This window comes from Bacillus sp. FSL H8-0534, from assembly GCF_038005885.1.
GTDB classification, from domain to species: Bacteria; Bacillota; Bacilli; order Bacillales; family Bacillaceae_G; genus Bacillus_A; species Bacillus_A pseudomycoides.
The window spans coordinates 41,127-61,529 of the sequence record NZ_JBBOUC010000002.1 but is presented as its reverse complement, the minus strand read 5'-3'; the positions used below and the strand labels follow the sequence as shown (position 1 = coordinate 61,529).

The following is a 20,403-nucleotide window of genomic DNA, read 5'->3' as shown; positions in this document are numbered from 1 at the left end:
TCACTTGTTATTCGATTGTCCCAAAAATAATCGTTCTGGGGACAATTCAAAATCTTAGCTTGCTGGGCATGTGGCGGGACCCGAATATGCAAAATTGCATATTTATTATGAAAATCTAGAAAACTCAACACTTTAAGGTCTTGTACAACCAAAATTACAGGTAAACAGATTGAAATAATATGAATTATTTCCCATTTTTTACAATTGACTACCTTTACAGAATGTATATGTATATATATAATTTTCAAAAAATATAAATATTCTGTTTAAAACAGGATGTAAAAACAAAGGAGAAAGAAATATGAAAACAAAGAAACAAAGTTTAGTAGTTTTATTGTCAGCTGGTATTGTTGCTACATCAATTAGTTTACCGACATCTAGCTATGCAGCTACATCAAATAATGTGCTGTCTACAGAGAAGTATAATGAGGCTATCAAGTCTACAGAGTTTATTTCTGGACAGCTGACTACACCATCTTCAACAAAAACTGAGGATGTAGTATTTCGATATGTTGATGAAAATAAGGATAAATATAAACTAGGTACCAAAAGTGCTAAAGAATCATTCACTGTAAAGAAACAAGAAGATGATACGTTAGGAGCAAAAGTTGTTCGATTACAACAAACATATAATGGTGTTCCAGTATGGGGATCTACACAAGTTGCACATGTTGATAATAAAGGAGTATTAACTGTTTTTTCAGGAACTGTTATTCCTGATTTAGACCAAAAATTACAACAACCAAATCAAAAAATTTCTGCCAATGAAGCAGTGTCCTTTGCTGAAAAGGAACTAGGATTTAAACCAAACTATGATGTGAAACCAACATCTGAACTTGTAGTATATGCAAAAGATGACACAGTATCCTATGCATATTATGTTCATTTAGGATTTTTATCCCCACAACCAGGTAGCCATGATTATTTTGTTGAAGCAGAGACTGGAAAAATCCTAGACCATATTGAAGTCTTACATGCAGCAAAAAATCCAAGAAATATTACCGAAACAGTAACAACTGGGACAGGGAAAGATTCATTTGGAAATACCCAAAATTTGAACCTCTTAAAATCTAATAATACTTATTATTTAGCAGATAAAACGCGTGGACAGGGAATTTATACGTATGATGCACAAAATCAAGGAAGTGATGATGACACTTCGTTTCTTCCAGGTGTCCTTTTTAGTAATAACACTAACAGTTTTACAAGCAAAAATGCACAAGCAGCTGTAGATGCTCATACTTATGCAGGAATGGTATATGATTATTATAAAAAAGTTCAGGGAAGAAACTCCTATGACGGAAATGGGGCTAAAATTGTTTCATCTGTTCATTTTGGACAACAGTATGGAAACGCATTTTGGAGTCCGGAACTAAAACAAATGGTATATGGGGATGGAGATGGATCAACACGTTCATTTACAGCCGCAATTGATGCTGTTGGCCATGAACTAACACATGCAGTTACAGAGTCATCATCCAATTTAATATATCAAGATGAATCTGGCGCACTTAATGAAGCAATGTCAGATATTTTCGGTACATTAATTGAATATTATAATAATTCAAAACCTGATTATTTAATTGGGGAAGATTTATTCTTCCAATCAGGTCAAGCCCTTCGTTCTATGAGCGATCCAACACAATACGGTGATCCAGACCATTATTCTAAACGTTATACAGGAACGAATCAAAGCAAATTAGTACACACAAATAGTGGGATTATCAATAAAGCAGCGTATCTCGTTGCAGAGGGTGGTACTCATTATGGGGTAACTGTAAATGGTATTGGTAAAGATAAAATGGGTAAAATCTTTTATCGCGCAAATACTCAATATCTAACAGAATCGGCAACATTTTCTCAAGCAAGACAAGCCCTTGTACAGTCAGCCGCAGATTTATATGGAACACAATCAGCTGAGGTTACTTCTGTAAATAAAGCATTTGATGCTGTTGGTGTTAAATAATTTTTATTTAACATAAAAAGATCCCTGAAATGGGGTACCGCCCCATCGCTATCAAGCTAACTAAACTAAATTTCCTTAAAATGAAAAAATACGCTATTCTTTCTGTAGAATCATAGGAAAGGATGGCGTTTTTGATGAACTAGAATTGTTTTCTATAGAGTTGCAACGATATATGTCACCTGATGATTTAGAGCAATTAGCCAGAGAGATAGGATTTTTAAAACATGGAAATCATTTTTTCGTATTCATCATTGTAATTCTGTAAAATTAGAACGATTAGAATGTCACTTATACGGACAATTAATAAGTATCCTTCTTTGTTCCTCCACCATGTTTCAAATGCGTCAATTACTCCTCATCAAGAAGAAACGAGAATTAAGCGAATATAAAGCGAATATAAAGCGATTTATATTATTAAAGATTATTTTCTACTTCTTTATCAAGCTCTACAAAAAGACACCCAAGAATTAACAAGAATATTGTTTCGGCTGTTTAATCTCTTACATAAAAACGGACGAAAATCCCATAGGTATGAGAAGAAAACAGTCTTTGATATCTTAGGTGTCGTATACAACTTTTCTATGTCTCACAATCATGTAGCATAATCTAAAAAAACGAAACCCGATAGGGTTTATTTGGTATACAAATCTTTAAATAACCTATACTAGATCTTTAGAAGCAATAAAAAATATCACTTGAAATTAAAATCATATAACCTTAGCTTGATGACGATGTGGTGCTACCCCATGCCCATCAACTTAAGAAAACAAGTTACACACAAAAATATTGACGGTACAGATTTAATTTTTGATAACTATATATATTGTTATAATGGTTACGATTATTCCTATAAAAAACATATTAGTTGGAAGGAATTTTAATAACCAAAAAGCAGTCATAATTGTTGCTACTAAAAGAAATGGTAGCCATTCTTCATGTGTGAATTTTTTTTTATTAGACAAAACAATTATATACCCTATTAATGGTAGTATTAAACATATTGTATATAAAAATTTACTTTGTAAATACCACGGTCTATTTTTCATATATTTCTCCCATATACTTTTAATTACATTTTATGTTTATAATAAAGCTTAATCAAGGGGGATCACCCGATCACCCATTGGGGGGTACAGCCGAGATACGTGAAAAAACAGGTCATAGGCTTACTTTTATTTCCAACCTGATTTTAAATCGAGTTTTTTATTGTTTTTGGGAACAATTAATTTCTTAAATTGATGAGCATGAGGGTTCTGTTGCAAAGTTTTCTACATGAAGCTACACTCTAGAAAACAGGATCTAGGAGAATCAGACATGAGATATTTTAAAGGAAAACAATTCAAGAAAGATATTATTTTAGTAGCTGTCGGCTACTACTGCCGTTTTTCTTTAAGTTATCGCGATGTCTCTGAAATCCTGAAAGAACGCGGTATTTCAGTTCAGCCAACAACCATCATGCGATGGGTTCATGAATATGACAATCTCATCTATCAAATTTGGAAAATGAAAAATAAATCTGCACGCTTATCTTGGCATTTGGATGAAACTTATATCAAAGTTAAGGGAGGATGGCGTTATCTCTATCGTGCAATTGATAAAGAGGGACACACATTAGATATTCAACTTCGTAAAAAGCGAGATCATCAAGCTGCCTATGCCTTCATGAAAAGATTAGTAAACCATTTTGGAGAACCAACGGTTCTCACTACAGACAAAGCGCCAGCATTACTTTGCGCATTTAACAAATTAAGAAAACAAGGATTTTATCAAACTACAATCCATTGTACTATCAAGCATTTAAACAATCTTATTGAACAGGATCATAGGCATGTAAAGAGACGTTTTGCTAAATCCGCAGGATTTCGAAATCTTCGTCATGCTTCACGTACGATAAAAGGTATTGAAACCATTCATGCTCTATATAAACAAAGGCGAAGTCTTCAAAGAGACTCCGCCTTTTCAACGTACAATGAACTTCAACAATTACTAGCTACTTCTTAAACATTGCTCTTCATTTACCAACCTGTTTATGCTTTTTTCAAACTTTGCAATAGAACCAAGAAAATCTTTCTACTATATTCACTGTCTCACCCTGTTCTGTAAGTTGTGTTGCATAAGTAATCACCCGGTTTGTTCTAAATTGTGTTGTATGGGCAGGCTAAACAAGAGTCCTTGTTTCTTTTAAACATATATAGATGTTATTTCATATAAAGTGATAATCTGTTTAAATATAACCATTAAAATTTGTTTTTATTTCGAAATATTCAGAAGCATTTCAGGTGTGTAAGACAAATGAAAGATAATTCAATATGAAAAATATTGTAGTTTAGGTACACTCATTAACATAAACTACAAGAAAAGAGGCATACTCACATGGACATACTACAGGTTCGCGACTTAAGTAAAATCTACACAGGAAAAGCAGCCTATAAAGCACTTTCAAATATTGATTTGACGATAAATAAGGGGGAGTTTGTAGGAATTATGGGGCCATCTGGAAGTGGAAAAACTACTTTCCTCAATATGATTTCTACTATTGATGCGCCAACATCGGGGGAAGTATTGATTAATGGCAAGAACCCTTATCGTTTGTCCTCTCATGACTTAGCACTATTTCGGCGTCGTGAATTAGGATTTATCTTTCAATCATTTAACCTTTTGAATACTTTAACAGTAAAAGAAAATATTCTTCTTCCACTTACATTAGACAATGTAAATCTGAAAGAAATGAACAAACGAGTAGAACTAATTTCAAACCAATTAGGTATTGGGAAAATTTTAAATAAACGAACCTATGAAATTTCAGGCGGACAAGCTCAACGAACAGCGATTGCTCGTGCACTCATTCATTCTCCTCAATTAGTTCTTGCAGATGAACCGACAGGGAACTTAGATTCAAAAGCTGCTGGTGATGTAATGGAACTATTAACGAAATTAAACAAGGAACAACAAGCAACCATGATGTTAGTGACACATGATCCAATGGCTGCGAGTTACTGCGACCGAGTGGTCTTTATTAAAGATGGTACATTTTATAATGAAATTTATTGTAGTGATACTCGTTCTATGTTTTATCAAAACATTATAGATGTATTGTCCTTACTAGGAGGAAATCAACATGAATTTTCGTCAATTCGCATGTAATAACGTCATTCGCAATAAACGATTATATATCGGTCATTTTTTAAGTAGTACATTTGCTGTTATGATTTTTTTCACTTTCGAGTTACTTGCATTTCACCCTTATTTCACTGGGAAACTTGCATCGACAAGTGCAACCATGAGTGCTTTGGGCACACAAGGATTTAAGATAGCTCAATATTTGATTATATTTTTTTCCTTTTTCTTCATTCTATATTCTGTCACTGCGTTTTTAAAAACAAGAAAGCGAGAATTTGGAATTTTAATGCTCCATGGTATGGCTAACTCCCAATTACACAAACTGATCTTTATTGAAAATATGTTCATTGGGTGTTGCTCTATTCTTGTTGGTATTGGACTTGGACTTGTTTTTGGAAAATTAGTTTTGTTACTGAGCGCTTCCCTTTTGGCATTAAAAGGTGGTCTTCCATTTTATTTTCCATACAAAGCGATTCTAATAACAGGTCTCTCGTTCCTCATTCTATTTATAGTTGTTTCTTTGTACACTACGCGAATGATGAAAATATCTCAGCTTATCGGACTCATGAAATCAGAAGAAAAACCAAAACCAGAACCAAAGTCATCTAAATGGTTAGCTTTACTCTCTATTCTTTTTATTGGTATAGGATATGCATCAGCATTTTATTTATATACTGCGTTATGGAAAGGAAATAGTTTTGTATATGTCATGTTAGCTTGCGTCTTTTTCACTGTAGTAGGAACATACTTTTTATTTACCCAACTTAGCTTTTATCTCATCCAAACATTGAAGAAGCGTCAACATACTTTCTTTAAAAAGACCAATCTGTTAACCCTTTCAGAGCTAGCGTATCGAATGACAGATAATGCGAAAACGCTATTTCTAGTGAGTATTCTTTCTGCTGTTGCTTTTACTTCTATTGGTGTTTGTCTTGCTGTAGGAAGCAGTACATTCGCACAATCTCAGACTCCTTATGCATTTAGTTATACATCTTATAAGGGAAATGTGGAGGAAGCATCTCATATTGCTCAGATAAAAAAACAATTGAATAATGCTGACTTTTCCTATAAATTGATCTCTCCTACTGTTTTCACAACAGAAAATATGGCAGATATCATGAAGCTTACTGATTATAATGCATCCGCTAAAATACTAGGATATCCTGTTGAAACTTTGCAGAATGAACAAGACAGCCTCATTCTTCCATCAAAAAGTAGGCTTAGAGGGGAATCCCAAGATGAATTTAAAAAAGAAATTTCGTCTCTTACACTGCAGGAAGGGAATATACGTATCGATGTTTCTGGTAAAAAAATATTAATGGATAATGTACTTTGCCCTTCTTTTGGTTTTATTTCTGTTGTTTCTGATTCCGTTTACGAACAAATTATCAATACGCCACCATTACAAAAACAGGAACACAATCAATATACACAATATGGATTTTTAATTAAAAATTGGCCAGAAACGGAAGATATTTCTAAACAATTCATGAAGATGTTCCCTTATGATAGCGAAAAAATGAATCCACCTTATAAGTTTGAATCCTTATTTTTACAGTGGTTAGAAGGAAAACAAGAAAATGGACTTCTGTCTATCATTAGTGTATTAGTAGGGATTGTATTTTTTGTGTTTGCGATCAGCTTTTTGTACTTCCGTCTATTTACAGATTTAGATCGAGACAAAAAACAGTATGAAATGCTTTCTAAAGTAGGGTTAACCCAAAAAGAGTTAAAGAAAATTGTCACACAACAAATTAGCATATTGTTTTTTGTACCAATTGTAATTGCGATAATTCATAGTAGCGTGGCCTTTGTAGCATTACAATATTTAGCGCAGCGTAAGTATATAGATTTATCTGTTACAGGAAATTCCATTCTTATATTCACAAGTTTTATATGCGTACAGATCATTTATTTCTTAATTATCCGAAGAAATTATTTGCGTCAGATAATTCAATTACCACGCTAATACGCCATGTAGTTTAAGCATATTTACCATTTAAACGGAAAAATATTTTTCAGCTCAATGTTACTCAACATAGTTACGTATTTTAATTTGTTTTGTAATATGATGCAAAAATTAGAAAAACGATCTTCTTTTTAAACGAATTTTTTAGAGAGAAGATCGTTTTTAAATTTATTAATATATCAATTTAATACACACACATTATTAATTGGATTTGCAACGAAATGAAGTTTAGTATTAGTAAGGAATTATTTTGGATAGAAAATAGTCTTAGCGTGGGTTTTTTCCGAAATGATGGCGATACCCCATCGCCATCAAGCTAATAAAGGCAAATACCCCCAAAACGAGAAAATTGGCATCTCCAGGTGAAAATATACATTTTTTTGTTCTGGGGCAACCAGTTTCATTAGCTTGATGGGCATGTAGTGGGACCCCAAAATGGACATTTGGGTAGGCAATCCTTCTTCTCTTAAAATAACCTTAAATATATTATAGGTTTAAGAATATTAGAAAAAATAAATGGTATAATTTTCTAAACCGTCCTAAATAAAGTTGATTTTAGAAAAGGAGTAGAGGGGAAATGTTTCAGAAGCTCAAATTTTATTTAATAAGCCTTGTAATTAGTTCAATGTTAGGTGGGATTATCATAGGTGCTAATTTCTTGGTCCATAACATCTATTATTTAGTTGTAGGTAAAGAATTTCATTTTAATATGTGGTCTTCCATTATTATATTTAGTATCGTATTTATTTCAGGTTTTGCGTATATGTTGAAAAAGGGTCCAGATATACTTGTTAATGATTAAACCAATAGTAATTATCGTAGGCGCTACCGTGATCTGGGTGGCGTCTTGTTTGTTGTTAAGGAAAGATAACAAAACTAAATTTCCTTAAAATGAAAAAATACGTTATTCTTTCTGTAGAATCATAGGAACGGATGGCGTTTTTGGCATGAACTTATCGACTTTTGATAAATTAGAATTGTTTTCTAAAGAGTTACAACGATATATGTCACCTGATGCCTTAGAACAATTAGCTAGAGAGATAGGATTTGTTCAACGAAAAAGTAAATATCGTGCACAAGATTTAGTAGCTCTTTGTGTTTGGTTAAGTGAAAACATAGCAAACGCTTCATTGACACAACTATGTAGTCGATTAGAAGCTACCACAGGTATTTCTATGAGTTCAGAAGGACTCAATCAGCGCTTTAATTCTCAAGCTGTAAAGTTGTTACAACAAATATTAGCCTCGTTACTCCATCACCAATTTTGTTCATCTAGCCAGGTTCTAACATCGTATATAAACTACTTTCGTCGGATTCGTATATTGGATTCCACACATTTTCAGGTTCCAGATAAATTTGCTTCTACATATCAAGGTTCAGGAGGTAGTGGTCAAAGTGCTGGTGTGAAAATTCAACTAGAATACGATTTATTAAGTGGTCAGTTTCTACATGTTCATGTCGGATCGGGAAAACACAATGATAAAGCCTATGGTTCTACTTGTTTAACGACTCTTCAACCGAACGATGTATGTATACGGGATTTAGGATACTTCGATTTAAAAGATCTACATACTATAGACAAGAATGATGCTTATTTTATTTCAAGATTAAAGCTCAATACACGGATATATCGGAAGAATAAAGAGCCAGAATACTTTCAAAATGGAACAATAAAAAAGCATTCTGAGTACATCCAATTAGATATGGAGCAATTCATTGATCAATTACAGTCAGGTGAAACATATGAAATTCCTGAGATTTATATTGGAATGTATCAAAAGCTTCTTGTAAGGGGTACCACCACATGCCCATCAACTTAAAAATTTTATAATCCCCCAAAAACAAAAAAATTGTACATTTTCACATGAAGATGTCAATTTTCTCGTTTTGGGGGTATTTGTATTTCTTAGCTTGATAGCGATGGGGTACCGCCAGTATTTCGGAAAAAAACCACGCTAAGAGCATGTAAGATTTTATACAGTTTTTCGGCTAATCCAGTAACAAACGAGAACCCTAAAACCATGCCAGGATAGGAATGTATAAAAAAATGCATAGATCCATAGAACAAAAAAAGGAGGATCCTTTGTGAGAGTAGGGATCCTCCTTGTCCTTGCTATCGATAATTTAGTGTTATGGTAACTAGATTTGTATACGATATACATTAAATAACGATGTAAACTAGTGCTGCTATAAGATTTGGAATAGCCATTATTAAAAAACCTTTTGATTGGTTGATACGACCAATTTTACGCGTTTCCTTTTTTGAAAATAGAGTTCCTTTATTACCTAAAATTAAGCTATCAATGAAGTAAGCTAAAGCTAACCCAATACTAATTAATCCGAAAGTTCCACATACATAATAAATGTAGCTCCAATCCCGACTAAAATAAGCTACTACAGATACGATAAGTAATAGGAGTATTCCTGAAATGAGTCCTCTCTTTATCATTATGATCCCTCTTTCAAAAAAAAATAATATCCACATTATACCATATTATTAAGTGTATATTTTTTAAACAAATTCCGATAATGAGACGTTATGTTAACCGAGTTTGTATACGATATACAACCAAAATTACACAACATATAACTTTTTCTAAATGGTACAATAAGGAAAATGATTAGATATGAAGGAGAAACTATATGAAAGAAAAGATTTGTAATCAATGCGAAATACCATTGACAAAATCCCTTCTGAAAGCTGTGGGAGGCAGTGTTGGTATTTTGAATAGACCATCCCAACATGCTGTTGTAAATGCAACGTATAGTGAAGTAATTCCATATGTTTGTTCTACATGTGGAGAAGTTCGTTTCTTTGTTAATGATCCAGAAAAATATAAAGAACAGTAAACCTTCTCTTAAACAATGAAAGGCGTTTGCTATGGATTAATCATTTCTCAAAGAGTCTATATGAAATCAGAAGATAAAAAGAAAGAAATACAAGAGAAATATAGAGAAAAAGTACAATTAGCAAAAGAAGCTAAAAAGTACGTCATAGAAGCATTTATCGTTATTATCATAGTTATCCTATTTGTCGTACTAAATTTAGTTTTCAAAAGCTTTTAGCTAACTTTAACTTCCAATAACGAGAATAATGTTAACTAATAACACTTAAAGTTAACAACTGTATTTTCTCCCCAAGTGATACAAAATTTAATGGAGGTTGATCATGTTTAACAAACCATCTTACCATGCTCTAATTTTGATACTATTGGCAATACTACTTCTTTCTGCTTGTAATAAATCAATGGTAAATAATAAAAGCGAAGGAAAAGACACATTTACCTTTCAAGGAAAAATTGTCAAACTAGATAAGGAACATAAACGAATACTCATCTACACTGAAGATTATGGAAAGGTATGGGTGCGGATTCCTAAGAATGACGAGATACAAAACTATGGATTGGATCAAGAAGTTGGTGTTTGGATAGAAGGAGGAATAGAAGAAAGCTCTCCTGCTAAGGCAAAAGCGTCATGTATTGAAAAGATTGGGAAATTACTTTTGCCTAAAACCTCCAGCGAATAATTACTTCCAATAACGATCATTATGGTGCGACAAGAAGTTGCATTCCCACAGTGTAGCTTACGCTACCCCTCTAGACGCAAAGAAGGTCTCCATCCGAAACTGTATTTCTGGTAACGGGAATGTAGGTTGCATGAGGAAATGCGGAAACAGAGGACAAATGCATGGTCCGGAACACTGCTAGGAGAAGATAGGTATGGTAAACGAGAGTGAAGGTTTGTAAGCTTCGTAAACGTTAGCTCAAGATAATGCATGGCTTTGCTTGGGTATTGGCAAGAGGAAAAGTAGGGTCATAATACTACTGTGCTGCGTCCCGCATCTTGCTCGGAGTAAAGAACCTGCCTAACCCTATCGCATCTGTGGAATGTGGAACTTGGTAAGCCCTATGTTATCTGTATAAACAGTAGAGAGATCGAAAGGTCAAACGATGTAACAGAGGGTATGGGATATGGGAGAAAGCAAATGCCGTTATACCGAAAGGTAACAGGAAAGCAAAAATGTATAACTGAACGGATACTGTCGTCCTTTTGAACACATTATGACAGACTTGAAAGAGGGCCCACTTCCCATAGGTCTTCAACACATAAATACATTTGTGGTTAACTTTTGATGAAAAGGAGCGTGCAGTTATGAACACCTCAGAACGAGCGTCGGCGCACGCTTCATATACAAATTGGAATTCAGTAGATTGGCATACAGTCCAAAAGTATGTGATGAAGCTACGACAAAGAATTTATCGTGCCGAACAACAAAAGAAACTTAGAAGAGTCAGGAAACTTCAACGATTACTCCTACGGAGTGAAGCTAACTTACTGTTGTCCATTAGAAAAGTAACACAACAGAATAACGGAAAGCGTACCTCTGGAGTAGACGGTTATACAGCACTTCATTCTGGAAAAAGAAACGAATTATACCGACAGCTAAAGAGGCTCAGTATATTTCAACATCTTCCCAAGCCAGCGAAACGAACCTATATCGCTAAAAAAAACGGAAAACTGAGACCTCTCGGTATTCCAACTATCAAAGACAGAGTCTATCAAAATATGGTGAAAACGGCGCTAGAACCGCAATGGGAAGCACGATTTGACCCCGCCTCATACGGGTTCCGACCGAAGCGGAGTACACACGATGCCATTAGTAATATCTTTAATAAGATTAACACAAACAGTAAGAAAAAGTGGATATTTGAAGGTGATTTTAAAGGATGCTTTGACCATCTAAGTCATCATTGGATACGAAAACAAACTTACAGTTTTCCAGGAAAAACACTGATTCAGCGATGGTTGGAGGCTGGATATATAGATCAACATTCTTTCTCTGAAACAAAGGAAGGAACTCCGCAAGGAGGAATTATATCCCCGCTTCTAGCTAACATTGCATTACACGGAATGGAGGAGGAACTTGGCGTTATATATCGAAAGACATATAAATCCAATGAAAGCTACGCAATTCATCCTAAATGCAAAATAGCGATTGTTCGATACGCGGATGATTTCGTTGTCTTAACAGAAACGAAACAACAGGCTCAATCCATATATGAAAAGATACAACCGTACTTGAATAAAAGAGGACTTGAGCTGAGTATTGAAAAAACAAAGGTGACTCACATTGAAGAGGGATTTGATTTCCTAGGTTTTTCCGTACGTCAGTACAAAACGTGGAAAGGGAATAAATTACTGATTAAACCCAGCAAAGATAGCGTTAAGAAGGCAAAGGAAAAGATAAGGAATACGTTCCGCATCATGAGAGGACAGCCTATTGGGGAACTCATTAAAGTGTTAAACCCAATTATTAGAGGGTATGGACAATATTGGAGACATGTCGTATCTCAAAAGACATATGATAAAATCGGTCATTATATTTTCGAGAAAATATGTAAACATCTTATCCGATTGCACCCTAAGAAATCATGGAAATGGATAAAGAAGACTTACTTCAAAAAGCCTCATCACGGAGGCAAGGAATCTTGGACTCCGACCTGTCCTCTAACAAATATCCAGCTCTTACAAATGCCTTGGTTTAAAATTAAACGGCATGTGATGGTCTTATATAAGAACAGTCCCGATGACCCTACTCTTAAAGAATACTGGGAAAAGCGAGACCGTAAGGTCTTTGATGGAACAAATACCTTAGATAGAATTAAACTGGCGAAAAAACAAGGGTATCGTTGTGCGTTATGCAGACAACCACTACAAAATGGAGAAAAGGTTATTATACGTGATTTACCAATACACTCAAATAAGGTTACAAAGCTAGTACATGTACCTTGCATCAAGTAAGAAGTTGTTTGGATAAAAAGAAGGCTTGAGCCGTATGACGGGAAAGCTGTCACGTACGGTTCTTAGGAGAGTTAGGGGCAGTGATGCCCCTCGCTTATCCGACTCAATCAGCTGTCCATATCGGCAGCTGATTTTATTTTTGCTTAACGTGTTTTTTTCCGAAATGCTGGCGGTACCATCTATAGTAAATAAGGCGCTTTACTCTTTATTGAAGTAGAGCACCCCTATTTCATGTTGAGGGTTTTTATTTTATCCAATTCTTTTTGTATCTTCTTATGAAAATACTTTCTACCTAGTTTCCATTCTATACATAAGAAAAGCGTCCCTAATAATAGATAAAGGATAAAGCCAATAGTACTTTCAATACGATTCGTTATAAACAACCATGTCAGAAATATAATATGTGCTACTGGTAAAATTGCTCCCCAATAGATATTGTTTCTACTTGATAAGAAAAATTGAATAGCTAAAATACCAGCATAAATAAGAACCATTATTCCCCATCTCTTTCTTGTTTATATTTTTCAATAATCAATTTTGCATCTTCTACACTTATCCGATCATCAATCGACAGACTTTTGATAAATTTAATAAATCCCTCGTTTTCTACGGCATCATTCATTTTTATTTTATCGATTAATCGATCAAGTTTAAGTCTTACTGTTGGGTATGATACCTCATAAATTTTTGCAAGCTCTTTTAAAGAACCTGAATGAAGTACTAAGTTTTTAACAAACTCTAAATCCTCATTTTCCAAGGCTGAAATCCAGTTTGGAATATTGTTAATATCCACAGTTCCGTCCCCCTATTTACTTTTTCAATATAAGCTTAGTATATTTTTCAATAATATTAAACTTATATTTAATTTTATTAAATATAATTCATATATTTTATTTAATTATGTTTAATCCCCCTTGTTTTTGGGTGTGAGGTAAGAGCTGGGGTGAAGCGAAGCGAGGGGCTAGCCCCTTTTCGTGTTATAAAAATATAGAGTAAGAGCTTATTTTTGAACAGTAGATCTAGGCGGTTCGGCAGGTACAATTGCTAGTCCAAGTCGTACTACCTAAATCCTCGTTTTTGGTATGTTCGGCTTGGCGACATACCCATACCTGCCGAATTTCGGAATGCAAGGAGAAAGAATACCGTTTTTTTGTATTTAGGGGTAGTGAAAATTCTTAAGTTGATGGGCATGGGGTCACCATACATATCCATCAACTTAAGAATTTTATAACGTCCCCAAAACAAAAAAATGCGCTGACTTCTCAAAGTAAATAACTGTAGAAAAAATTTTTTTCATTTTTGAGGTATATAAAAACCTTAGCTAGATGGCTATGTATTGTGACTGCTATTTGGGGTGATAAAGGATTTTTAATCATAATATTTAGATTATTAGTGTTAAAATAAGTATAGAAATTGTGAGATTTTTTATTCTAGAATAGTAGAGCTTAGCTGAATAAGACGTAAAGTAATTACATAACAAATTACATAGATAACTGGAGAGGTTCAAATGAGTAAAGTAGGAATATGTAAGGTGGATATTACACCTCCTTTAGGTATTGATTTTATTGGATATCATAGACCAACAGGGATTAGTAAAATTGAAGAACATATTTATACAACAGTATATGTGTTTGAAAATAATCAAACAAAGACCGTATTTGTTAGTATTGATAATATAGGAATGTTAATAGAAGATACAATAATAATTCGAGAACAAGTTGCACATGAGTTGAATGTTCCATTCAAAAACATAACCGTTGTTTATACTCATACCCATTCTGGTCCGGAAACAGTCGGTGATGATCAATTGATAAAGTCTTATAAAACGATTCTAATTAATAATGTGGTTAAAGGAGCCATAATTGCAAATGATAATATGCAATTATCTGAGGTGGGTTGGAATGTAACGATGGGTGAAATTGGAGTGAATCGAAGAGAGAGAACATCTGATGGAGAAGTAAAAATGGGTATAAATGAAAATGGAGTTGTAGACAAACGAATTGGCGTTTTAGCAATCAGAAACTACAAAACAAAAGAACTAACTGGAATTATTGTATTTTGTACTGCTCATCCTAATGTCTTAAAGTCAGATAGTGATATATTATCAGCAGATTATCCAGGATTGACAAGGGAAATTCTAGAACAAACATTGAACTGTCCTGTAATCATTGTTCAGGGGGCAGCTGGAAATGTGAATGCCAAATACCGTGGTTCTAAGGAAGCGTTAAAACACATGGCTTACATATTGAGTGGCAATGTTCTAACGATGTTACCAACAGTTACTTATAATTTAATTTCAAAGCTGAATACTATTTCAACTACAATGAAAATGAAACTAAAGGATATTCCTGATCTTGAAGAGATAAAAAAAATGGCGCTACTAGCTCAAAAGAAATGGGGTGTTAATACTGATCAGTGGCTTAGTGTTGTTGTTGCTAAGCACAAGGAAAATATTAAACAGTTAGCAATTGATTTAGAAATTCAGTTATTTCAAATCAATGATGGATCATTCTCTGGAATACCAATGGAACCTTTTTCAGAAACAGCTCTAGCTATTAAAGAAAATCTGAACAATGAACTAGCTTTTTTTGGTGGATACACGAATGGTTATCTAGGTTATCTACCTACAAAAGAGGAATATATATACGGAGGGTATGAAGTGGAACTAAACCCTGTGGTTTATGGGCCAAGTACAAATCTATTGATGCCGCCAGAAGAGAATACTGCTGAGTTGATAGTGAGCAAAGTTATGAAACTATACAGTAATTAAAGCTTTTATAATCAAGTAAAATATCTTATTCAGCAAATGGGGACGTCCCATCACTATCAAGCTAAGGTTTTGCACTATCTATAAAGCAAAAAAGATGTTATCCTTTCCTATGATTCTATAGAAAGAATAGCGTATTTTTTCATTTTAGGGGGAATTTTGTTTTGTTAGCTTGATAGCGATGTGGGGTGGAACCCCTTTTAGCAAAACCGGAGTGGAAATGATGAGTATAAATAGTTTTGTGGGATTGATAAAGAACGAATTATTAAAAGAGATAAGCATAAGAAGTGAGGATGAATTCGAGCCTGTAGTAGTTAAAGATATTCCTAGACTTTGGAAGTGTTTAGGGACAGGTAATTATGCTGCAGTATTTATGCACAAAGAATACAAAGATTGGGTAGTGAAAGTTTACGCGCGAGAAGGAGAAGGAATTGAAAAAGAGTCAGAAGTATACCGAAGAATCGGAAATCATCCTTCTTATTCGAAGCTTATATATAAAGGAGAAAATTTTATAGTATTGAAACGTTTAAAAGAAATTACCTTATACGATGCCATTCATAAGGGGATTAAAATTCCTAAGCAGGTAATCCTTGATATCAATGAAGCTTTAGGGTATGCAAGGGAACAAGGATTAACTCCTTGTGATGTTCACGGGAAAAATGTGATGATGGAAAACGGAAGGGGATATGTAGTCGATGTATCTGATTTCTTAAAAACAAAAGAAGATAGTAAGTGGAGAGACCTAGAAAAGGCATATTTTACATTTTACTTGCCCTTCATTTATAAATTGCCTTTCCCTGTTAAAATACCGTATTTCATGTTAAACATTGTTAGACGTTCATATAGAAAATATAAGAAGCTTAAAAAGAAATTCAAATTGTAAAAGGGCCACATACTTATCTTTAGGTTAGATAAGTGAACCACTAGTAAACAAAAGGACCGTACATTTTAGATATGTCTAATATGTACGGTCCTAATTTTATAACTTCATGAAGTAATTAGTAAGCTTTTCATTTTCTTTTTCACGCAATTGCTTATTTTCTTCTTCAAGCTCTTTATTCTTTTTCTCTAACTTAGAGAAGCGATGACGGCATTTTGATTGTTCTCGTCCCGTTTAATCCTAGAGTTCACAAATGCTTTTTCTTGTTGATTTCGCAAGAAATTGATGGGTTCTTTGAGCTCTGTATGGTTATACAGTGTGGCTTTACTCACTCCGGCTTCTTCTGCCACACTATTGAAGTTAATTGCTTTAGAGCTCTTGGTTAGACGTTTTATAGCTTCCTCAACCTTAGCTATAGTTGTCTGTTTCCTTTTTTCGTGTAGCTGCCTTAGTTGCTCTTCACGGTCGAAATTTGCTTAGCGTATGTTTTCGTTAAAATGTGGGTGGGTCCCCATGGCCGTCAACCTAACAAAAATAAATTACCCCAGAACGATAAAATTGAGCAACTTGTGCAAAATTTTATCGTTCTGGGGTAATTCTAAATTCTTAAGTTGATGAGCATGGGGTTCAGCCGAGATACGTGTAAAAATAGGTCATAGTCTTACTTTTTGTTCCCAGATACAACCTATTTGTTAAGTGACAAAAAAGTTGTTTAATTCTTATTGGATTAACAGGCAGGTTAGTTGGGGTAGTGATAGGATTTCTGTCATTCCCCTTAGTTGGAGAGTGTTAGTTAACTTGTGCTCAACAATTGGGCCAGAACGTTGAGAATCACTCTCAAAGGGAGTTGGTTATTTATGTTGAAATATTGCGAGTGAAATCAGGTTCTTAACGATTTTATCAAGTATCAAGCAAAATAATTCAGAAACGAAGAAGGGACAGTACTAACATGGAAAACGTATCAAATGTAGATAAATTGGAATCAATAAAATCTTTACAATCGACAATCAGTAAACTCGAAAATGCCTTGTCACAGATGACTCAGAAAGGCGCAAATACTACCTTAGTAAAGAAACGACTCAAAGCTGTTTGCATCGCCTTAGCAATGCTAGAAAACGTTTGGAATCAAAGATCCCATTATTACACCCAGGAAGATTTAGCAGAAGCTTGTAATGTTCTTACTAGTTTGCTTCCATCAATTGAGAACATTTATGATAAGTCAAAGGCTGGTAGTCCCCAAAGAACGCTTTTAGAAAGAAAAATAAAAGCGTTGAAACTAGCTATTCAAGCGATTGACAATTTTTGTGATAAATAACTTATCTAGCCAAATAGCGTAACGGGTGCTTTAGTTGTGGTTTTATAAAATAGATTGATCATTTATATTAAAGTTTGATAAAAAATTGGTGATAAAGATGGTGTGGTTTGGAATTTCACCCCACCTTTTCTTTTTATCTTGTATAATGAAAAAAAGAATATTTAGATATTAATTAAATTAAGAAACGGACAGGGAGACATAAAATGAATATAGAACAAAAAATATATAAAGCGGCAATTGAATTAATCGAAAGAAGATATCCCAAAGGTTGGGGAGCAGCAGCAATGTATACAGAAAATGAAAATAATAGAGGGTCATGGTTGACTATTCGTCTTTCGAAATTATCGCTCTTTTTTATAAATGTTGATGATGCAGTATAATTTATCCCTCGTCTTTTGATCAATCTTTGTTCAAAAAGGTGAGGGATTTTTTTGTGGTAAAATAAATATTTTCAGCTACTCTTTAATCAAACATTGTTCTAAATCAACACAAGTCATTCGAACGTTGGGAAGAAGTATTTCATAATCCAGTATTAGCTGCTGTATTAACAGATTGGATGACAATCGTGCACATGTGATTAATATGATCTTTGGTACTTATAGAATGCTAGAAACAAAAGAATCGTTTGAGAGCAGTTAATACTAACCGGCTCTATTTTAATTAACAAATGACTCTATTTTAACTTGCGAAATACATCAATTAGTAGAAGGAGGAAATATACGTGAGTCAAAATGTTAGAATTGCCAACCTCCCAAGTTATAAGCAAACGAAAACTTTAAAAGAGTGCAACGAGCCCCTCAGTTCCATTTTAGAAATCAAACAAATATCTGCTTTTCAATGGTTATTTGAAAAAGGGAACTATTATATGGAGATTTATTTATCCTTTGTTGATGGAAATGGGGATAGCATCGATTCAGATTTATGTAACTGTATAGAAACATGTATACCTTGGAAATATTTGAACAACGACGAATCATTGTGGTTTTATACGCAGCTTCGTCTTGATATTGCAAGAGCTTTTAACTGGGATATGTTTGATATACAAAGCGATAACATTTATGCACCGATCCATACACATGATCTTAAACCACTATATAAATTATCGTCAGAAGAAAAGAAACAATCTGTACCTGTTTCTTTATTATCATATAAAATAGCTGAACCCACTGTATTATACCGGCAAAAAGGTATACTTTGTGCGAAAGATAATGCGAGAAAAAGATACTCCAATCTAGTTCACCTTTTCGAAGATAAATTTATACATACATACGATGGTGGAATGTATGTTTCGGATATACCCGGAATACAAATCCGCGAGGGAAGTTCTCTTCATTGTATTGATGAAATTACTGATATTGGACGTGAAATGATTAAAAGAGATGATGACTCCGTACTTTTAGCTGATGGACCTTTAGTAGAAGGATATCGGGCACATGTAGCTATTTGTAATCTATATCCATTAAATTTGATTGATATTCTTCCGCTATCTCCGCCATTTACATGGATATCGGAAAATGAAAATAAATTTATTGCGCTAGTTCCTCGGAAAGATTTACATGAGAAAACTCACTTTGATATCAAACCAGCAACTGTAAAAGGAACGAAATTAAGAATCTCAGAAGAAGCCGTACAATCACATCCGTGGTTAAATGATGCCCTGAATCCCGAAAAGTATCATCTCATAGAGGTTGATCTAGATTTACGTAAGTGGAAACCTGTATTAACCCAAAAGGACTTTTTAAAGAATATACACCTTTCCGAAAGTGGTTATATCGAATTTATGGTATATTCTCAACAGGAAAATTGCATTTACATTATGGGTGGGTCAAGAATTGGATGTATTGAATTAACTAACCAAAGCTTCCAATGGATTACAGAACTTGGTGGGGATTTAAAGGTTTATTGTTTAAGTGTAAGCCCTTGTGGTAACTATATTGCGATTGGCGGTATAGCTGATGATCGGTATTCTCCAAGTTCATTTTCTTTAATACATGCCCATACTGGAAAGTTCATTTTCAGACTCCCAGTTTTTAAAACATTTCATAGTGCGATTTATTCGATTACATGGCACCCAGACAGTCAATGGCTAGTATTAGGATTAGCAAACGGAACTCTTATAGAACTTAGCCTAGACGGCGAAGCACGATATTTCAAGGCGCTCAAAGGCAGCATAAGTCATATATGTTTCAATCAAAACATGATGTATGTAACAGGGAATGAAAAAGTGATTCGAGCCTGGAAAATCGAAGAATAAAATTCGCTTTTTGGTTCAAAAGATTTTGAAGTTAAAATAGACTCAATTAAGATAAAGTCCAGAGGAATTGGTTAAAAACCCAATTTTCAAAAAACGTTGGTTTCTTGAGCCATAAGATCAATGTTTTCAGCCACCTTTTAATCAAACTTTGTTACAAAGTAACATTAATTCAATAAGAATTAAACAACTTTATTATTAATTAAAAATCCATTTTCTATGACATTACTAGATTTTTAAACAACTTTAAAAGCCTTCTGTCATTCAAATAGACAGAAGGCTACTGTATTTTTTGAGATGAAATTAAATAACTTTATTATCCTTACACATTAT

At 34.0% G+C, this 20,403-nt stretch carries 17 protein-coding genes and 3 pseudogenes; 16 read left to right on the top strand and 4 right to left on the bottom strand.

All coding sequences use genetic code 11. From position 1 onward, the window contains the following. Positions 1-301: 301 nt before the first annotated feature. From MHH71_RS27305 to MHH71_RS27275, 7 genes and pseudogenes are all read left to right on the top strand, one after another. Positions 302-1,966 (top strand): M4 family metallopeptidase, encoded by a 1,665-nt coding sequence (locus tag MHH71_RS27305; protein ID WP_006097154.1) that lies wholly within the window; start codon positions 302-304, stop codon positions 1,964-1,966. A 201-nt stretch (positions 1,967-2,167) separates the two neighbouring features. Continuing rightward, positions 2,168-2,571 (top strand): annotated as a pseudogene (locus tag MHH71_RS27300) (IS4 family transposase); the annotation flags it as partial. A gap of 709 nt (positions 2,572-3,280) precedes the next feature. Further along, on the top strand, positions 3,281-3,967 hold the full coding sequence (locus MHH71_RS27295; RefSeq protein WP_006097157.1) for an IS6 family transposase: 687 nt from the start codon (positions 3,281-3,283) through the stop codon (positions 3,965-3,967). 372 nt (positions 3,968-4,339) lie between these two features. Further along, the gene (locus MHH71_RS27290) at positions 4,340-5,110 is read left to right on the top strand and encodes an ABC transporter ATP-binding protein (protein WP_006097161.1); all 771 of its coding nucleotides are present in this window, start codon (positions 4,340-4,342) and stop codon (positions 5,108-5,110) included. Then, positions 5,085-7,055 carry an ABC transporter permease gene (locus MHH71_RS27285; RefSeq protein ID WP_033799408.1) on the top strand — a complete coding sequence of 657 codons (1,971 nt, stop codon included), beginning with the start codon at positions 5,085-5,087 and terminating at the stop codon, positions 7,053-7,055. The genes MHH71_RS27290 and MHH71_RS27285 overlap by 26 nt, the downstream gene beginning before the upstream one ends. Before the next feature lie 577 nt (positions 7,056-7,632). Next, positions 7,633-7,857 carry a hypothetical protein gene (locus tag MHH71_RS27280; RefSeq protein WP_033799409.1) on the top strand — a complete coding sequence of 75 codons (225 nt, stop codon included), beginning with the start codon at positions 7,633-7,635 and terminating at the stop codon, positions 7,855-7,857. A 145-nt stretch (positions 7,858-8,002) separates the two neighbouring features. Beyond that, positions 8,003-8,848, top strand: a pseudogene (locus MHH71_RS27275) (IS4 family transposase); the annotation flags it as partial. Between the two features lie 368 nt (positions 8,849-9,216). Here the strand turns inward: MHH71_RS27275 and MHH71_RS27270 are convergent. Continuing rightward, on the bottom strand, positions 9,217-9,504 hold the full coding sequence (locus tag MHH71_RS27270; protein WP_006097672.1) for a DUF5316 family protein: 288 nt from the start codon (positions 9,502-9,504) through the stop codon (positions 9,217-9,219). A 194-nt stretch (positions 9,505-9,698) separates the two neighbouring features. Between MHH71_RS27270 and MHH71_RS27265 the strand changes: the two genes are divergently transcribed. From MHH71_RS27265 to ltrA, 4 genes are all read left to right on the top strand, one after another. Further along, complete coding sequence (locus tag MHH71_RS27265; RefSeq protein WP_033799569.1) at positions 9,699-9,905, top strand: hypothetical protein; 207 nt, start codon at positions 9,699-9,701, stop codon at positions 9,903-9,905. Positions 9,906-9,965: 60 nt separating this feature from the next. Beyond that, positions 9,966-10,121, top strand: a complete 156-nt coding sequence (locus tag MHH71_RS27260) for a hypothetical protein (RefSeq protein WP_006097670.1) — start codon at positions 9,966-9,968, stop codon at positions 10,119-10,121. A gap of 103 nt (positions 10,122-10,224) precedes the next feature. After that, entirely contained in the window at positions 10,225-10,581 is a 357-nt protein-coding gene (locus tag MHH71_RS27255) for a DUF3221 domain-containing protein (protein WP_078212160.1), read from the top strand. 626 nt (positions 10,582-11,207) lie between these two features. After that, positions 11,208-12,857 (top strand): group II intron reverse transcriptase/maturase, encoded by a 1,650-nt coding sequence (ltrA, locus tag MHH71_RS27250; RefSeq protein ID WP_006096946.1) that lies wholly within the window; start codon positions 11,208-11,210, stop codon positions 12,855-12,857. Positions 12,858-13,081: 224 nt separating this feature from the next. Here the strand turns inward: ltrA and MHH71_RS27245 are convergent, their stop codons facing one another. Together MHH71_RS27245 and MHH71_RS27240 are read right to left on the bottom strand one after the other, a co-directional pair. Next, a complete protein-coding gene (locus MHH71_RS27245) occupies positions 13,082-13,351 on the bottom strand; it encodes a hypothetical protein (protein WP_006097032.1) in 270 nt (89 codons plus the stop codon). Then, positions 13,351-13,650, bottom strand: a complete 300-nt coding sequence (locus tag MHH71_RS27240; protein WP_006097031.1) for a DUF2089 family protein — start codon at positions 13,648-13,650, stop codon at positions 13,351-13,353. The genes MHH71_RS27245 and MHH71_RS27240 overlap by 1 nt, the downstream gene beginning before the upstream one ends. 714 nt (positions 13,651-14,364) lie before the next feature. On the opposite strand from MHH71_RS27240, the gene MHH71_RS27235 reads away from it, so the two are divergent. Further along, positions 14,365-15,627: a neutral/alkaline non-lysosomal ceramidase N-terminal domain-containing protein gene (locus MHH71_RS27235; protein ID WP_006097030.1), complete on the top strand. Its 1,263-nt coding sequence runs from the start codon at positions 14,365-14,367 to the stop codon at positions 15,625-15,627. A 220-nt stretch (positions 15,628-15,847) separates the two neighbouring features. After that, complete coding sequence (locus MHH71_RS27230; RefSeq protein WP_033799765.1) at positions 15,848-16,507, top strand: serine/threonine protein kinase; 660 nt, start codon at positions 15,848-15,850, stop codon at positions 16,505-16,507. A 96-nt stretch (positions 16,508-16,603) separates the two neighbouring features. Here MHH71_RS27230 and MHH71_RS27225 read toward each other — a convergent pair. Then, a pseudogene (locus MHH71_RS27225) lies at positions 16,604-16,977 on the bottom strand (DUF6262 family protein); the annotation flags it as partial. A gap of 476 nt (positions 16,978-17,453) precedes the next feature. On the opposite strand from MHH71_RS27225, the gene MHH71_RS27220 reads away from it, so the two are divergent. The 3 genes from MHH71_RS27220 to MHH71_RS27210 all read left to right on the top strand — a co-directional run bounded on the left by MHH71_RS27220 (position 17,454) and on the right by MHH71_RS27210 (position 20,073). After that, the gene (locus tag MHH71_RS27220) at positions 17,454-17,819 is read left to right on the top strand and encodes a hypothetical protein (protein WP_006097028.1); all 366 of its coding nucleotides are present in this window, start codon (positions 17,454-17,456) and stop codon (positions 17,817-17,819) included. Between the two features lie 203 nt (positions 17,820-18,022). Beyond that, positions 18,023-18,199, top strand: coding sequence for a hypothetical protein (locus MHH71_RS30720; protein WP_006097027.1), 177 nt, complete (start codon positions 18,023-18,025; stop codon positions 18,197-18,199). 341 nt (positions 18,200-18,540) lie between these two features. Further along, positions 18,541-20,073 carry a hypothetical protein gene (locus tag MHH71_RS27210; protein ID WP_006097025.1) on the top strand — a complete coding sequence of 511 codons (1,533 nt, stop codon included), beginning with the start codon at positions 18,541-18,543 and terminating at the stop codon, positions 20,071-20,073. The last annotated feature ends 330 nt before the right edge of the window (positions 20,074-20,403 follow it).

Bases quoted from the DNA above. Each gene is read 5' to 3' on its own strand.
- MHH71_RS27220 (WP_006097028.1), top strand. From the start codon at position 17,454: ATGGAAAACGTATCAAATGTAGATAAATTGGAATCAATAAAATCTTTA.
- MHH71_RS27305 (WP_006097154.1), top strand. From the start codon at position 302: ATGAAAACAAAGAAACAAAGTTTAGTAGTTTTATTGTCAGCTGGTATT.
- MHH71_RS27260 (WP_006097670.1), top strand. From the start codon at position 9,966: ATGAAATCAGAAGATAAAAAGAAAGAAATACAAGAGAAATATAGAGAA.
- MHH71_RS27290 (WP_006097161.1), top strand. From the start codon at position 4,340: ATGGACATACTACAGGTTCGCGACTTAAGTAAAATCTACACAGGAAAA.
- MHH71_RS27285 (WP_033799408.1), top strand. From the start codon at position 5,085: ATGAATTTTCGTCAATTCGCATGTAATAACGTCATTCGCAATAAACGA.
- MHH71_RS30720 (WP_006097027.1), top strand. From the start codon at position 18,023: ATGAATATAGAACAAAAAATATATAAAGCGGCAATTGAATTAATCGAA.
- MHH71_RS27280 (WP_033799409.1), top strand. From the start codon at position 7,633: ATGTTTCAGAAGCTCAAATTTTATTTAATAAGCCTTGTAATTAGTTCA.
- MHH71_RS27230 (WP_033799765.1), top strand. From the start codon at position 15,848: ATGAGTATAAATAGTTTTGTGGGATTGATAAAGAACGAATTATTAAAA.
- MHH71_RS27295 (WP_006097157.1), top strand. From the start codon at position 3,281: ATGAGATATTTTAAAGGAAAACAATTCAAGAAAGATATTATTTTAGTA.
- MHH71_RS27255 (WP_078212160.1), top strand. From the start codon at position 10,225: ATGTTTAACAAACCATCTTACCATGCTCTAATTTTGATACTATTGGCA.
- ltrA (WP_006096946.1), top strand. From the start codon at position 11,208: ATGAACACCTCAGAACGAGCGTCGGCGCACGCTTCATATACAAATTGG.
- MHH71_RS27265 (WP_033799569.1), top strand. From the start codon at position 9,699: ATGAAAGAAAAGATTTGTAATCAATGCGAAATACCATTGACAAAATCC.
- MHH71_RS27245 (WP_006097032.1), bottom strand. From the start codon at position 13,351: ATGGTTCTTATTTATGCTGGTATTTTAGCTATTCAATTTTTCTTATCA.
- MHH71_RS27235 (WP_006097030.1), top strand. From the start codon at position 14,365: ATGAGTAAAGTAGGAATATGTAAGGTGGATATTACACCTCCTTTAGGT.
- MHH71_RS27270 (WP_006097672.1), bottom strand. From the start codon at position 9,504: ATGATAAAGAGAGGACTCATTTCAGGAATACTCCTATTACTTATCGTA.